The following is a 14,542-nucleotide window of genomic DNA, read 5'->3' as shown; positions in this document are numbered from 1 at the left end:
CACGGCCGAATGGTTCCGCACGTGGAACAGGGCCGCCCGGGGAGGTCTTCTCCCGGGCGGCCCCGTGGTCTAGCGGTTCAGCTCTGGCTCACTCCGTGCCCCGGTGGGGGTCAGAAGGTGAGCTTCCAGCTGTCGATCTTGCCGGTGTCGAGGTTCGCGTTGTCGTTGACCCGGAGCTTCCAGACGCCCTGGGCCACCTCGGAGGAGGCGTTGACCGTGTAGCTCTTGACGATGTTGTCCGCACTGCCGCCGGAGCGGTTGTGCAGGTTGTAGACGCTGCCGTCGGGGGCCACCAGGTCGACCTTCAGGTCACCGATGTAGGTGTGGACGATGTTGACGTCCACCTTGAGGGTGCTCGGGGCGTTGCCGGTGCGGGTCACCGTGATCGGGGACTCGACGGTCGAGTTGTCCGCGATCGCGTAGTCGGTCGTGTTCTCGAACACGTTCTGCTGGGAGGTGCCGACGGTCCAGGTGAAGGACGCCGTTCCCGTCTTGGACGCGGAGTCGGTCACCGTGACGGTCACGTTGGACGTGCCCGTGGTGGTCGCCGTGCCCGAGATCAGACCGGTCGAGGAGTTGATCGACAGACCGGCCGGCAGGCCGGTCGCCGCGTAGGACAGGGCACCCGGGTTGGTGCTGGTGGCCTGGACCTGGAGGCTCACCGCGGTGTTGACCTGGGTGGTCTGGTTCGGGATCGCGGTGACGGTGACGCCGTCGTTGATGCGCGGGCCGACGTTGATGGCGGCCCAGGCGTTCGCGACGTTGTTGTAGGTCGTCGAGCCGGCGCCGTACAGGTCGGCGGCGGCCTTCAGCGTCTGGACGCGGGCGTCGGCGTAGTTGGTGTTCGACTTGAAGTAGCCGACCGTCAGCGCGCGGAACCAGATCTTGGACGCGGCGTCGCGGCCGATCGCGGTGACCGGGAGGCCGTCGGAGGTCGGCGAGTCGTAGCTCACGCCGTTGATGACCTTGGCGCCGGAGCCCTCGGAGGCCAGGTAGTACCAGTGGTTGGCCGGGCCGGAGGAGTAGTGGACGTCGACGCCGCCGATGCCGGAGTACCAGGCGTCCTTCGACGCGCCGTCCTTGCTCGGCTTGTCCATGTAGCGCAGCGGAGTGCCGTTGCTGTTGATGTCGATCTTCTCGCCGACCAGGTAGTCGCCGACGTCCTGCGGGTTGTTGGCGTAGAACTCGACGGCCGCGGCCATGATGTCCGAGGTGGCCTCGTTCAGACCGCCCGGCTCACCGGAGTAGGTCATGTTGCCCGTGACCGAGGTCAGACCGTGGGTCATCTCGTGCGCGGCCACGTCGGTGGAGGTGAGCGGCTTGACGTTGCCCTCGCCGTCGCCGTAGGTCATGCAGAAGCAGGAGTCGTCCCAGAAGGCGTTCACGTAGTTGTTGCCGTAGTGGACCCGGCTGTAGGGCGCGACGCCGTCGTTGCGCAGGCCGTTGCGGCCGTGCACGTTCTTGTAGTAGTCCCACGTGACCGCGGCGCCGTAGTGCGCGTCACCGCCCGCCGTCTCCAGGTTCTGCGGCGTGCCGTTGCCCCAGATGTCGTCCGGCCCGGAGAAGAGGGTGCCGGTGCCGGAGGTGGCGTGGTTGAGGTTGTACGTCTTGTGGCTGCCGCGCCCGACGTCGGTCAGGTTGTAGGTGCTGCCCGACTGCGAGGTGCCGAGCGTGACCTGGCCGCTGTACATGGTGTTGCCGGTGCCGGTCTCGATGGCCTGCCACGAGGTGATCTTGGCGCCGGTCTTGGCGTTGGTCACCACGTGCAGCTCGCTGGGCGTGCCGTCGTGCTGGAGCCCGCCGACGACGGTCTCGAAGGCGAGGACCGGAACGCCCTCGGCCGCCCAGATCACCTTGCGGGCGCTCTTGGAGGCCTTGGCCTCCTTCGCGCCCTCCGCGTTCGCGGCGGAGACCGCCTGGCCCTCGGCGGCCGCCGGGGTGACCGAGGCGCTGGTGTCGGCGACCTTGATCTCGTGGTTGGTGGCCTTGGTGACGCTCCTGGTGACGCCGTCCTTGGCGTGGACCGTCAGGTCGCCGCCGAGTACGGGCAGACCGTCGTAGGTCCGCTCGTAGGTGGTGTGCGTGGTGCCGTCCGCGTCCTGGACCACGTCACGGACGACGAGCTTCTCGCCGCTGCCGAGACCGAGGGCCTTGGCGGCCTGCGCGGTGGTGGAGTTGGCCTCGGCGAGGAGCGTCGCACGCTCCGAGGCGCTGAGTGCGCGGTTGGCCGCGCCCGGGTTGGGCTTGGCGGCCGTGCGGGCCTGCGACGCGGTGGCGTCGGCGGATGCGGTTCCGGCCTGTATGCCTACGGCGAGCATGGCCGCCGCGGCAACGAGCGCGCCGGCCGCGGTGGCACGCCTGTGGGGGGTGGGACTCAACGCAGACTCCTTCTGCAAGGGGGTTCCGGACGGCTGGGTGGGCCTCCGGGCAGATCAGGGCTGGTGCGATGAACGGTCGAAGAGTGCCACTTACCGGCCCCAATGTCAGGGCCGCGTCAAAGGATTGGCCGGAAATGGTTCGTTGTCCGAGGAGACGTGTCCGGTATCCGAACCCTTCACCTTCGTGTGGCACCCTGCGCGGCCCGGGGTCGGAACGCCTGGTACCGGTTGCTAACGCTTGAGCAACAAGAGGTCCGGTAAAGTCAAACGGCACTTACCGTACGGGTGTTTGTCGTACTGTTTCCCGGTGCGACAGCCGTCCGAGGTTTGGGGAAGCCGCGGGCTGTCGCCGCTGTCATAGACCACGTGCCAGGGGGGCCCATGAGGCATGTCCATTTTCCTGCGCAAAGAGTGGCCGGAACGGCCAAGGGGACCGTTCTGCCCGCACGGCGCCTGGGTGACAAGGCCCGTTGGTACCTGCCCGCCGCCGTCACCGCCGACGTCCTCGGTGCCGCCGTACCCGTAGGCCTCGTCTTCGAGGCCGCGGAGCAGGTCCGGCCCCTCTACTGCGCCCTCGGCGCCGCCCTGGCGTGGACCGGGGTGCAGGCGCTGCGCCGGCGCTACTCGGCGCGGGTGCTCGGCGAGTCCCGCGGGGTGCTGCCCGTGCTGCACGACTGGCTGATTCTCATCGGTGTCCTGGCCGTCGCCCGGGTGGTGACGGAGGAGGACACCCCCCGGCTGTCCGCCCTCGGGGCCCTGCTGCCCGCGCTGCTGATCACCGTCGCCTGCCACAAGCTGACCTACCGTCACCTCTCGGCCGCCCGCCGCGAGGCCCAGGCCGTCAGCCGGGTCCTGGTGGTCGGCGAGCCCGACGCCGCCGAGGACGTCATCGCCCACCTCGCCGCGCGCACCGATCACCCGTACGTGGTCGTCGGCGTGGTCCCGGTCGGCACCGGATCCCTCGTCAGCGGGGTGCCCGTCGCGGCCCGGCTCGACGCGGTGATGCCCGAGGCGGCGAACGGCGACTCCGCGGCCGTCCTCGGCGCCGTCGCCAGCCACCACGCCGACCTGGTGCTCGTGGCCCCCGGCGCGCGGATCGCGGGGGAGCGGCTGCGCCGGGTCGCCTGGGCCCTGCACGACGCCGGTCTGGAACTGGCCGTGTTCCCCGGGCTGGTGGAGGTCTCCGTCAAGCGGCTGGAGACCCTGTCCGCGGGCGGCCTGGCCGTGCTGCGGGTGGTGCCGCCGGTCAGCCGGGGCGTGCAGACCCTGCTCAAGTCGGTGCTGGACCGGGTGGGGGCCGCGGCCGGACTGCTGCTGCTCTCCCCGCTCTTCCTCGGGATCGTCCTGTCGATCCGCCTCGGCTCGCGCGGCCCGGCCTTCTACCGGCAGCGGCGCATCGGCCGCGACGGGGTCCCGTTCGTGATGTGGAAGTTCCGCACGATGGTCGTCGACGCCGACGCCCGCAAGGCCGAGCTCTCCGGGGCCAACGAGAACGACGGCCTGATGTTCAAGATCCGCCGGGACCCCCGGGTGACCCGGGTGGGCCGGCTGCTGCGCCGCACCTCGCTGGACGAACTGCCCCAGCTGATCAACGTACTGACGGGCCACATGTCGCTGGTCGGCCCGCGCCCGCCGCTGCCGGAGGAAGTGGCGCGGTACGACGAGGTCGAACTGCGCCGGCTCACCGTGCGGCCCGGGATGACGGGGCTGTGGCAGATCAGCGGGCGCTCCGACCTGTCGTGGGACGAAACGATCCAGCTGGACCTCCAGTACGTCGACAACTGGTCCTTCACCAGTGACGTCGACGTCATGGGCCGTACGATCCGCGCCGTCGTCGACGGTCGCGGAGCGTACTGAGGGACCGTGGCCCGTGCGGTCAGCGCTGCTCGCCCAGCCACCACTGGTAGGTGGAGGCGATGCCGTCCCGCAGCGGGATCCCCGGCTTCCAGCCGAGCGAGGTCAGGCGGCCGACGTCCAGGAGCTTGCGGGGGGTGCCGTCCGGCTTGGAGGTGTCCCAGGCGAGCCGGCCCCGGAAGCCGGTCACCTCGGCGACGGTCTCGGCCAGCTCCTTGATGGTCAGGTCCTCACCGCAGCCGATGTTGACGGGCTCGTCGCCGTCGTACGTGTTCAGCAGTACGGCACAGGCGGCGGCGAGGTCGTCCACGTGCAGGAACTCCCGGCGCGGGGTGCCGGAGCCCCACAGGGTGACCTCCTCGCGGCCCTCGGCGGCGGCCTCGTGGAAGCGGCGGATGAGGGCGGGCAGGACGTGCGAGGACTCCAGGTCGAAGTTGTCGCCCGGGCCGTAGAGGTTCGTCGGCATGGCCGAGATGTACGAGGCCCCGTACTGCTTGCGGTACGACTGGACCTGGACGATGCCCGCGATCTTGGCGAGGGCGTAGGCCTCGTTGGTCGGCTCCAGCGGGCCGGTCAGCAGGGCGTCCTCGCTGATGGGCTGCGGGGCCAGCTTCGGGTAGATGCAGGAGGAGCCGAGGAACAGCAGGCGGCCGACGCCGGCGGTGTGCGCGCCGGCGATGACGCTGAGCTGGATCTTGAGGTTGTCCTCCAGGAACTGCACCGGGTAGGTGCTGTTGGCCATGATCCCGCCGACCTTGGCGGCGGCCAGCACGACCGCGTCCGGGCGGACGTCGCGGAGGTACGCCTCGGTCGCGGCGGCGTCGCGCAGATCGAGGTCGGCGCGGCCCCGGGTGAGCACCTCGTGGCCGTCGGCGGTGAGCCGGCGGGCGACCGCGGAACCCACGAGGCCGCGGTGGCCGGCGACGAAGACGCGGGCGTTCGGGGGCAGGAGCGGCAACGAACTTGTCATACCGCCGATGATGCCAGTCCGCTCCCGCGGAGGTGGCGGCGGTCCGGACCCTGCCGGTCCGGGGCCGGGCGGCCACGAGCGGGCGTGTACGGTACGCATCCAGTCCTCGGGGGTTCCCGGGTACGGCCTCGGGCGGGCAGGGGAAGCACGCTCAGCACAAAGAACACAACGCACCCCAGGGGGACCGCATGGGTAAAACGGCACTGATCACCGGCGTCACCGGACAGGACGGCTCGTACCTGGCCGAGCTGCTGCTCTCCAAGGGCTACACGGTGCACGGACTCGTGCGGCGGTCCTCCAGCTTCAACACGGAGCGGATCGACCACATCTACCAGGACCCGCAGACCGCCAACCGGTCCTTCGTGCTCCACCACGCCGACCTGTCGGACGGTGTGGCCCTGGTGAACCTGCTGCGCGAGATACGGCCCGACGAGGTCTACAACCTCGGCGCGCAGTCGCATGTACGCGTGTCCTTCGACGCCCCTCTCTACACCGGCGACGTGACCGGGCTCGGCGCGCTGCGGCTGCTGGAGGCCATCCGGGCCAGCGGTGTGGACACCCGCATCTACCAGGCCTCGTCCTCCGAGATGTTCGGCGCCACCCCGCCCCCGCAGAACGAGGGGACCCCGTTCCACCCCCGCAGCCCGTACGGCGCCGCGAAGGTGTTCGCGTACTGGACCACGGTGAACTACCGCGAGGCCTACGGGATGTTCGCGGTCAACGGGATCCTCTTCAACCACGAGTCCCCGCGCCGCGGCGAGACCTTCGTGACCCGCAAGATCACCCGTGCGGTGGCCCGGATCAAGGTCGGCCTTCAGGAGAAGCTCTACCTCGGCAACCTCGACGCCGTCCGCGACTGGGGCTACGCGCCCGAGTACGTGGACGCCATGTGGCGGATGCTCCAGCAGGACGAGCCCACCGACTACGTCGTCGCCACCGGAGTCGCCGCGACCGTCCGCGAGTTCGTCGAGGCCTCCTTCGGCCACGCCGGCCTCGACTGGAACGAGCACGTGCGCTACGACCCCAAGTACGAGCGCCCCAGCGAGGTCGACGCGCTCATCGGCGACGCCTCCAAGGCCCAGGAGCTGCTTGGCTGGAAGCCGACGGTCCTGGTGGCCGAATTGGCGAGGATCATGGTCGACGCCGACATCCGCCAGGTCGAGGACCAACTGGCGGGCGTGACGGTCCGCATCGACCGCTGAAGGCCTTATATTTCCCCTACGATTTGCCGTGTCCCGGTCATTCGCGCAGTCCGCTGCCGGTGTGACCGGGGCAAACCTGCCGTATGTCCGTAGTGCACCCTCCATGCTGAACCTGTTGATTCCAAGTTGGTATGACTTGGGTCAAGTGAGGTGACCGGGCCCTTGTCTGAGCCCTAGTCTGCGCCCCGTACATATGGCTGTTCGGATAGTTCCAGCCATCAAACCGGGCGATTGCCCTGGGGGGCTCATGCGTAGATCCAGAGGGCTGACTGCCGCCCTCGTCCTGTCACTGGCCGGTGCCGGCACCGGTATAGGCCTGGTGCTGATGCCTCAGGCGTCCGCCATCACGCCGCCGGTGGCATTCACCGCGGACGAACTGCCGACCTGGCAGACGAACGGCGTCGTCTGGGCGATGGCCCAGGCCAACGGCACCGTCTTCGCCGGTGGCACCTTCTCCGCCGTGCGCCCGCCCGAGGGCACCGCCGGTGCCGAGCAGGAAGCCGTGAACTTCGTCGCGCTCGACGCCGCGACGGGCAACCCCACCTCCTGCAAGCTGGCGTTCACCATCGGCGACGGCACCGCGACCGTGCGGACGCTGGTGGTCTCGAAGGACAAGAAGACCCTCTACGCGGGCGGTTCCTTCGGCGCGGTCAACGGCACCCCGGTCTCCAGCATCGCCGCGATCGACATCGCGAGCTGCACCCCCAAGGCCGCGTTCCACCCGGGCTTCCCCGCCACCGTGCGCGCGCTCGCCGTCACCGACGACACCCTGTACGCGGGCGGCGACTTCGGCACCGTCGAAGGCCAGACCCGCGAGCGGTTCGCCGCGGTCGACGCCGCCTCCGGTGCGCTCAAGCCCTTCGTCGCCAACGTCGACGAGCCGGGCCGTGCGGTCGAGGTCACCCCCGACGGCAAGAACGTCCTGCTCGGCGGCGACTTCTTCACCGTCAACGGCAAGACCAGCCACGCCCTGGCCGTGGTCAACGCCGCCACGGGCGCGGTCACCAAGACCTACACCAACATCCCGTCGAACTCGGTCGTCAAGGACATCGCCACCGACGACAACGGAGGTTTCTACACGGGCAACGAGGGCTCCGGCGGCGGTGTCTTCGACGGCCGCATCGGCTTGAAGCTGAGCGACTTCAGCGAGAAGTGGCGCGACCGCTGCCTCGGCGCGACCCAGGCCGTCCTGCCGTACGAGGGCGTGCTGTACAGCTCCTCGCACGCGCACGACTGCTCCACCGAGCTGGAGTTCCCCGACGGAAAGCGGAACTTCCTGCTGGCCCAGAACACCAACTGGGAAGGCGCCGCCCCCGCGCCCGTGAACGGGTTCGTACGCAGCCCCGGAAAGCTCGGCTGGCACCCCACCGCCAACGACGGCGGCATGGCCAACATCGAGGGCATCGGCCCGCGGGTCATGGCCGTGGCGGAGAAGAACGACGTCAAGTACATGTGGGTCGGCGGTGAGTTCACCCTCATCAACGGCAAGACGCAGTGGGGCCTGACCCGCTTCGCCTCCACCGGCGACCGCGGCGCCCCGACCACCCCGGCCGTCAGCGCCGCCAGCGTTAAGGCCGGCGAGGCCCAGGTCCGCTGGCGCACCAGCTACGACGCGGACGACAGCAAGCTGACGTACCGCATCTACCGCAACGGCTCGGCCACCCCGATCGCCTCCGTGAGCGCGAGCTCGCTGGAGTGGGAGCGCCCGCAGGCCTCCTGGAACGACACCACGGTCAAGGCCGGCCAGACCTACACCTACCGTGTGACCGCGACCGACGGCGCGGGCAACACCAGCGCCCTGTCGGCCACCGCCTCGGTGACGGTCCCGTCCGCGGTCCAGGCGTACCCGAACCAGGTCCGCGCGGACGGCGCCCAGCTGTACTGGCGCTACGACGACACCGTCAGCCCGTACGTCGCCGACTCCTCGGTCAGCGGCAACACCAGCGGCATCCAGCTCAACGCCCCGGCCCTGCGCCAGTCGCCCGGCGCCCTCTCCGGCTCCAGCACCGCCATGGGCTTCAACGGCACCAGCCAGCAGGTGTACAGCGACCGCCGCCAGACGGTCGGCAGCACGTACACCATCGAGACCTGGTTCAAGACGAACACCACCCGCGGCGGCAAGCTGATCGGCTTCGGCGACAACCAGAGCCGCAGCAGCGGCATGTACGACCGGCAGATCTACATGACCAACGCAGGTCGTCTGGTCCTCGGTGTCTACAACGGCCTCGCCAGGACCGTCACCACGGACGGCGCGTACAACGACAACAAGTGGCACCACGTGGTCGGCACCCAGGGTCCCGGCGGCATCACCCTGTACGTCGACGGCCGTCAGGCCAAGGACACGCTGAACGCGACCAGCACCCAGAGCTATGCGGGCTACTGGCACGTCGGCGGAGACACCCTGGCCAACTGGCCGAACCGCCCGTGGAGCAACTTCTTCGCCGGTCAGCTCGACGAGTCGGCGGTCTACCCGACGGCGCTCACCGCGGCCCAGGTCAAGAACCACTTCGACCTGGCCGGTGCCCCCACCGACACGGTCTCCACGGTCAAGGCGGCGGAGGACACCTACATCAACCAGGGCGCCCCGAGCACCGCCTACGGCACGTCCACCTCGCTCGCGGTGCGCGGCACCTCGGCGTACGAGACGTACCTGCGCTTCAGCCTCCCGGCCGCCCCGGCCGGCCAGGTCCTGAAGTCCGCCTCCCTCCAGATCAAGACCACCACGCAGACGGGCGCCGGCACCGCCGACAAGGTCTCCGTGGTTCCGGTCACCGGCACCTGGAGCGGCGCGGGCACCACCTTCAACACCAAGCCCACCCTCGGCACCACCCCGCTCGGCTCGATCGCGAGCGTGCCGGACGGCTCGGCGGTCCAGGCCGTCCCGCTGGACACCGCCGCGCTCTCCGCGGTGCTGGGCAGCAGCTACAGCCTGGGCCTGACGAGCACGGGCACCGACCCGCTGTGGATCTGGTCCTCGGAGTCCACGGCGGCGGAGGGCGCGCCGCAGCTGGTCCTCACCTTCGGCGCGAAGTAGCCACCGCCTGAGGACGGGCGGGGCCCGGCTCTACGTGGCCGGGCCCCGCCCGTCTGTCCCACCCAGCAAGTACGCACATATGTAAGTACGGGAGCCATCCGATGTACCGACGCTCCGCAGCGGCTGCTGTTCTGCTGGCCGCCGCCCTGACGCTGACCGCCTGCAGTTCGGACGGGGGCAAGGCCGACTCCGGCGCGGAGGCGAAGCCCCCGGCCTCGTCGTCGGTCCCCGACCCCGCGGACACCCCGGCGCCCGCGGCGTCCGCCCCCGACGCGAAGCCGACGGGCCCCGTCGTCCCCGACTCGAAGCTCACCCCGAAGACGGGCAGCTTCACGCCGCAGGAGAAGAAGTACCTGAGCGGGCGGGTCCCCGAGAAGATGGACCCGGCGGCCGTCCTGCAGCGCGGCCAGGAGGCCTGCCAGCGGGTGGAGCGCACCGCGAAGCGCGACAAGGACGCGGCGACCGGGGCCGTCATCACCGGGGAGATCCCGGGCGCGAAGGACGCGATCACGCTCCTGTGCCCGGAGCAGCAGCCGATCCTGGCGGCGGCGGAGAAGGGCTTCCCCGAGGGCACCCGCCAGTCGCCCGCGGCGGGCTCGTACCGGGCGCTGACGCAGGCCACGACGTGCACGTGGGAGGCGAAGGGCAAGGACGGCACCACCCTGGCCTCCGGCCCGCAGACCCCGCCGAAGGCGGGCGACAAGATCACGGCCACCATCCCGTCGGGCACGGCCGAGTTCACCTCGTCAGGCTGCTACGCCTGGCTCCCGGCGTAGCCCCCCGCCAAGCCCACCGGCTTCGCTTGCGTTCTAGTGGTCGTCGCAACACCCCAGCTCAGGGGATGCGATGGACTTCAAGATCCGGGAGAACCGGAAGCCGGGCGGAGGAAGGCTGGTGCGGGAACGCGCCGCATACTTCGAGCTCATGAAGCAGGGCTACAGCACGAGGGATGCGGCGCGGATCGTCGGGATCAACCTGCGCACCGGCAAGTGGTGGCGTAACGGCTGGCACTCACCGCCGCACGGCCAGAAGCCGGTTCCTCCCATCTACGGGACGGGGCCGGCTTCCGTGTTGCCTGAGGCCGCCGACAGCCCGGGAACATCCCGGTTCCTGACCGAGTCTGAGCGGATTCACATCGCCGACCGGCTGCGGGAGAAGGCATCCATCCGGCGCATCGCGTCCGAGCTGGGACGCAGCCCTTCCACCGTCAGCCGGGAGGTCCGGCGTAACCGACGACCCATGCCCAATGACGGCTTCGCCTACCAGCCGTTCCACGCCCACCGCTGGGCCGTCTTCGCACCGGCCGGGCCTACCGCCGGCCGCACCGTCACGCCGCCAAGCGTGTCAGCCGCCCGGTCAAGAACATGGTCTTGATCAGCGAGCGTCCCGCCGAGGCCGCCGACCGGGCGGTCCCAGGCCACTGGGAAGGCGACCTCATCATCGGCAAGGACGGCCGCTCCGCCATCGGAACCCTGGTCGAACGCTCCACCCGCTACGTCATGCTCGTCCACCTGCCCGACGGCCACAACGCGCAGGCCACCCGCAACGCCCTCGCCACCACAGCGGAAACGCTTCCACGCCATCTGTGGCGGTCGTCGACGTGGGACCAGGGCTCGGAGATGGCCGCCCACCGGGCCTTCACGGTGGCCACCGACATCACGGTCTGCTTCTGCGACCCGGCCAGCCCCTGGCAGCGCGGCTCGTACGAGAACACCAACGGACTGCTGCGGCAGTACTTCCCCAAAGGCACCGACCTGACGGCCCACACCCCCGAGGACCTGGCCGCCGTCGCCGCCGAGATGAACAGCCACCCCCGCAAGACGCTCGGCTGGGAAACCCCTGCCGCGCGTCTGCGTGAGCTGACAGCTCCCACAAGCTGATCTTCGCCTACCTGGGATCGTCGCTTTCCCAGGGATAGACGAAGAGGCTGGGCTGGACACCCCACGTGTTGAGCACCGTCCTCAGCTCGGATTCGTCCCCGGCGTCGGCGGACCCGATGAGGGCCGAGCCGATGTCGTAGTCGAAGCCATCAATGCGCTCGCGGTCGTACTCCCAATGCTCCAGCCGGAAGCTCCGCTCAACGTCACTGCGGACCCAGCCCTCGCCCCGCGCCCGGGCATCAGACTCGCTCCACGCGGGACGGATGCCCACGAACGCGCGGCGACCCGGCCGCGATGCCGGAACTTCCGCGACCAGCCTCCTGCCAAGTCGGAGCGCGTTGAGTTTGTCCGTCGGCCAGTTCGATCCGTCATGCATGAGGCTCATTCTGTTCCTGGCAGCGCACTACCCGCCACAACGCAGCAGTGGCACGGCTGGGGCCCCAGCCGAGCCACTGCATACACTGCTCGCCACACACGCCAGTGATCACGTGTTGCAACGATCCCTCGAATCCGCCCGAAGCCGGGGCGCTTTCGCATGCCTTCGCCTCGGCGCCGTGCGGGCACCACCCCGGGACTCCCGTGGGTGGCGGCCCGGATTCGCGTGGAGGTCACGTGTTCCGCTTGACGCTCGCGCACGCAACCGTCACGTCGCCCCCGTACGCCTCGATCACGGTCTTCGAACCGGTGACCGCACCCGACATGCACAGCTGGCCGCCCATAACCCGAAGGTCCAGTACGAACCGTGTGCTGTCGCCGGAGCGGGCCAGCTCGTGGATGCGGCTGCTGGGGTATCCGGCGCCATTGAGGGCCTTGCGTAGCTGCTCGGGGTCCGTCTTGCCCTTGAGTAGCTGGGTGATGCGGTCGGCGTGCAGGCGAGCGGTGCACTTCTCGGACTCCCCGAGCACGGTTTCCGCCGTGGCGTTCGGATTCGGGTCGCCGGTGGGGACGGGCGGGGGCTCCAACGACGGCAGTGGTGCCGGCGGCGGGGTCTTGCCCGTGTCCGGGCCTTCCGCCGGCGTCGTGGGGTCCGGGACCGGGTCAGCGGGGGCGCCGCCCGGGTCACAGGGCCGGTCGACTTCCAGCAGCATCTGCATGAAAGCCAGCTCCTTCTCATCCTCCGAGAGCGCGGAACCCGGCTTCGGGGTGCCGCAGCCGGTCATGGCGAGCGCGCACAGTGCTGCCGCGGCCGTGGCCATGGTGAATCGGGCACGGCGAACCGTGCCTGTCGCAGGAGCGGTCGGCGTCATTCGGCCAGTGTCGCCATGGCTGGTCACCGGCACATGAGTACGCGTACTCATGCCCTCTGAGGGTGACGTAGATAGTGGCAACACCCCTTGTTACCAGGGAGTTTGACTCGATCTCAGGATGTGGACGGGGGTTGTGGCCAGCGGGAGGCGCGACCTAATGTCCCGACCCGATCAAGCCAAATGATCATCAACCAGGGGAGAATTGTGCGAAGATCAGTGCTGCCTGTCGTCGCCGCCATGTCGTTGTCGCTGCTGCTGCCGCAGCAGGCCGCGAGCGCGGATACGCTGCCCGTGCAGCCGTTGTCCGGCGCCGAGATATCGCAGGTGGGACCCGGCACCTACTACTCGGACACGAAGACCTTCCGGTTCACCGAGTCCGACGTACCTGCCGGCCTGATGGGCCGCAAGCACAGCGTCGTCACGCCCGCGGAGGGCGGCCTGGCCAAGCCCGAATCCGCACCCGAAACCCGCCCGGACATGGGCGTGTTCGGTGCCGGCTGGGAAGCCGAGTTCCTCGGCGGTCAGCTCAACCGCAAGCTGGAGCAGGTCGACGGGGCCGTCGTGGTCACCGACCTGGTCGTGAACGAGTCCTTCCGCTATGAGCTGGTCGACAGCATCGAGTACCCGGGAGGCGGTGGCGTCAACAAGTACGAGGACGCGAGCGGCTCCAAGATCACGGAGACCACGAAGTGGGACGAGGGCCAGGCAGCCCTGACCACGACGATCAGCGAGGTGATCGCGACAGAGCTAAGCGCCGTCGCGGCAGGTGACGACAAGTTCAAGGACGCGAACGGCAACCCGCTCTCCAACGCGGATCTCGCTCCCACCTACACGTGGCAGCAGCCCGCCGGGTACACGGGCGCCGACACGTGGCGGGTGACCAAAACCGGCAACAATGCCTTCGGCGCGAACACGGCCACCTACGACGCCAAGGGCCGTGTCTCCACGGTGACCACCATCCCCAACAGCGAGGGTGTGACCGACTCGCTGGCCGTGACCTACGCGGACTCAACCACCGCCAGTGGCTCAGCTTTCGGTGACTTCTCCGGCCTGGTGAAGGAGATCAGCGCCACCAACGGGCAGACCACGCAGACGGTGGCGCGCTACTCCTACGACGCTTCGGGGAAGCTGCGCACGGTCTCCGACCCGTCTGAGAGCTCCGAGCCGGAGGCGACGTATTCCTACGACGAAACCGGCCGTGTCAACGACATCGACTCCGCGCTGAACGGGTCTTGGGAACTGGACTTCCCGGCTGAGGGCGCCGTGCCGAACGCCACGTTCGACGGCCCGGCATCTCCCTCCTCGGAGGCACAGCTCCAGGGCTCGGCGGGCATCACCGACCCGAACGCCACCGGCCCCATTCAGTCGGAGTTCCTTCAGCCAGGCGGCCCGGAGGCGCCCCTGAGCAACCCGGGGCAGTGCTACACCGCCTACAGGTGGATGTACTACGCAACCTACGGATGCGCGGCATGGGCGAAGCACTACGGCTGGAAGCAGCCGTACTTCAAGTGGACGCCCGACGGCACCCGCGTCGTCGGCATCAACAACGACCACTGCACCGATTCGCCTGACCAGCCCTCGGGTTACGACTTCCGCACGGCATGCGACAGCCACGACTACGGGTACGGCCTCATCGGCAACACCTGGACGTCGTACTCGTACTACCTCAGCCGGTACAACAAGGATGCTGTCGACCAAGAGTTCTACAACATGCTGGTGAACAAGACCTGCGACGCCTACCGGAACAAGAGCACGTGCAGGAGCCGGGCCGGCACCTACTTGTGGTTCGTACGCCACTTCGGAGACCCGCACAACGGCGCGTGATCGCCGGCGCTTGTTGATCAATCACGCCTGAGCGTGGCGGCCGGATGGCGCCCGTGCGCCATCCGGCCCTTCCGTGCGCAAATCCCACACTTCGCCTGGGTACGCGTCGTGCCCAGTATTCGAAATGGACTTACATGAGAAGACCGATATGGT

9 protein-coding genes and 1 pseudogene are annotated in these 14,542 nt (G+C 69.3%); 6 read left to right on the top strand and 4 right to left on the bottom strand.

Annotated elements, in window-relative coordinates; translation table 11 throughout:
- Window positions 1–110 precede the first annotated feature (110 nt).
- Complete coding sequence (locus ACGFYU_RS24620; RefSeq protein ID WP_393829479.1) at window positions 111–2,378, bottom strand: M4 family metallopeptidase; 2,268 nt, start codon at window positions 2,376–2,378, stop codon at window positions 111–113.
- Window positions 2,379–2,759: 381 nt separating this feature from the next.
- Between ACGFYU_RS24620 and ACGFYU_RS24615 the strand changes: the two genes are divergently transcribed.
- A complete protein-coding gene (locus ACGFYU_RS24615) occupies window positions 2,760–4,235 on the top strand; it encodes a sugar transferase (protein ID WP_393829478.1) in 1,476 nt (491 codons plus the stop codon).
- A 19-nt stretch (window positions 4,236–4,254) separates the two neighbouring features.
- Here ACGFYU_RS24615 and ACGFYU_RS24610 read toward each other — a convergent pair whose 3' ends face one another.
- A complete protein-coding gene (locus ACGFYU_RS24610; protein WP_393829477.1) occupies window positions 4,255–5,202 on the bottom strand; it encodes a GDP-L-fucose synthase family protein in 948 nt (315 codons plus the stop codon).
- A 188-nt stretch (window positions 5,203–5,390) separates the two neighbouring features.
- Here ACGFYU_RS24610 and gmd point away from each other — a divergent pair, with 188 nt between their 5' ends.
- The 4 genes and pseudogenes from gmd (at window position 5,391) to ACGFYU_RS24590 (ending at window position 11,318) form a co-directional block, all read left to right on the top strand.
- Window positions 5,391–6,404, top strand: a complete 1,014-nt coding sequence (gene gmd / locus ACGFYU_RS24605; RefSeq protein WP_393829476.1) for a GDP-mannose 4,6-dehydratase — start codon at window positions 5,391–5,393, stop codon at window positions 6,402–6,404.
- Window positions 6,405–6,651: 247 nt separating this feature from the next.
- Window positions 6,652–9,438: a LamG-like jellyroll fold domain-containing protein gene (locus ACGFYU_RS24600; RefSeq protein WP_393829475.1), complete on the top strand. Its 2,787-nt coding sequence runs from the start codon at window positions 6,652–6,654 to the stop codon at window positions 9,436–9,438.
- A gap of 101 nt (window positions 9,439–9,539) precedes the next feature.
- Window positions 9,540–10,214 carry a hypothetical protein gene (locus ACGFYU_RS24595; protein WP_393829474.1) on the top strand — a complete coding sequence of 225 codons (675 nt, stop codon included), beginning with the start codon at window positions 9,540–9,542 and terminating at the stop codon, window positions 10,212–10,214.
- 148 nt (window positions 10,215–10,362) lie between these two features.
- A pseudogene (locus ACGFYU_RS24590) lies at window positions 10,363–11,318 on the top strand (IS30 family transposase).
- Between the two features lie 7 nt (window positions 11,319–11,325).
- On the opposite strand, the gene ACGFYU_RS24585 reads toward ACGFYU_RS24590, so the two are convergent.
- Both ACGFYU_RS24585 and ACGFYU_RS24580 read right to left on the bottom strand, forming a co-directional pair.
- The gene (locus ACGFYU_RS24585; RefSeq protein ID WP_393829473.1) at window positions 11,326–11,703 is read right to left on the bottom strand and encodes a hypothetical protein; all 378 of its coding nucleotides are present in this window, start codon (window positions 11,701–11,703) and stop codon (window positions 11,326–11,328) included.
- A gap of 223 nt (window positions 11,704–11,926) precedes the next feature.
- The gene (locus tag ACGFYU_RS24580; RefSeq protein WP_393829472.1) at window positions 11,927–12,514 is read right to left on the bottom strand and encodes a hypothetical protein; all 588 of its coding nucleotides are present in this window, start codon (window positions 12,512–12,514) and stop codon (window positions 11,927–11,929) included.
- A 255-nt stretch (window positions 12,515–12,769) separates the two neighbouring features.
- On the opposite strand from ACGFYU_RS24580, the gene ACGFYU_RS24575 reads away from it, so the two are divergent.
- On the top strand, window positions 12,770–14,389 hold the full coding sequence (locus ACGFYU_RS24575) for a phospholipase A2 (protein ID WP_393829471.1): 1,620 nt from the start codon (window positions 12,770–12,772) through the stop codon (window positions 14,387–14,389).
- The last annotated feature ends 153 nt before the right edge of the window (window positions 14,390–14,542 follow it).

This window comes from Streptomyces sp. NPDC048337, assembly GCF_043201175.1.
Taxonomy (GTDB): Bacteria; Actinomycetota; Actinomycetes; order Streptomycetales; family Streptomycetaceae; genus Streptomyces.
The sequence above is the reverse complement of the archived record's forward strand: the minus strand, read 5'-3'. Positions and strand labels throughout refer to the sequence as shown.

What these genes read in the sequence shown, in the direction of transcription:
- ACGFYU_RS24615 (WP_393829478.1), top strand. Translation starts at nt 2,760, where the DNA reads ATGAGGCATGTCCATTTTCCTGCGCAAAGAGTGGCCGGAACGGCCAAG.
- ACGFYU_RS24585 (WP_393829473.1), bottom strand. Translation starts at nt 11,703, where the DNA reads ATGAGCCTCATGCATGACGGATCGAACTGGCCGACGGACAAACTCAAC.
- gmd (WP_393829476.1), top strand. Translation starts at nt 5,391, where the DNA reads ATGGGTAAAACGGCACTGATCACCGGCGTCACCGGACAGGACGGCTCG.
- ACGFYU_RS24610 (WP_393829477.1), bottom strand. Translation starts at nt 5,202, where the DNA reads ATGACAAGTTCGTTGCCGCTCCTGCCCCCGAACGCCCGCGTCTTCGTC.
- ACGFYU_RS24600 (WP_393829475.1), top strand. Translation starts at nt 6,652, where the DNA reads ATGCGTAGATCCAGAGGGCTGACTGCCGCCCTCGTCCTGTCACTGGCC.
- ACGFYU_RS24595 (WP_393829474.1), top strand. Translation starts at nt 9,540, where the DNA reads ATGTACCGACGCTCCGCAGCGGCTGCTGTTCTGCTGGCCGCCGCCCTG.
- ACGFYU_RS24580 (WP_393829472.1), bottom strand. Translation starts at nt 12,514, where the DNA reads ATGGCCACGGCCGCGGCAGCACTGTGCGCGCTCGCCATGACCGGCTGC.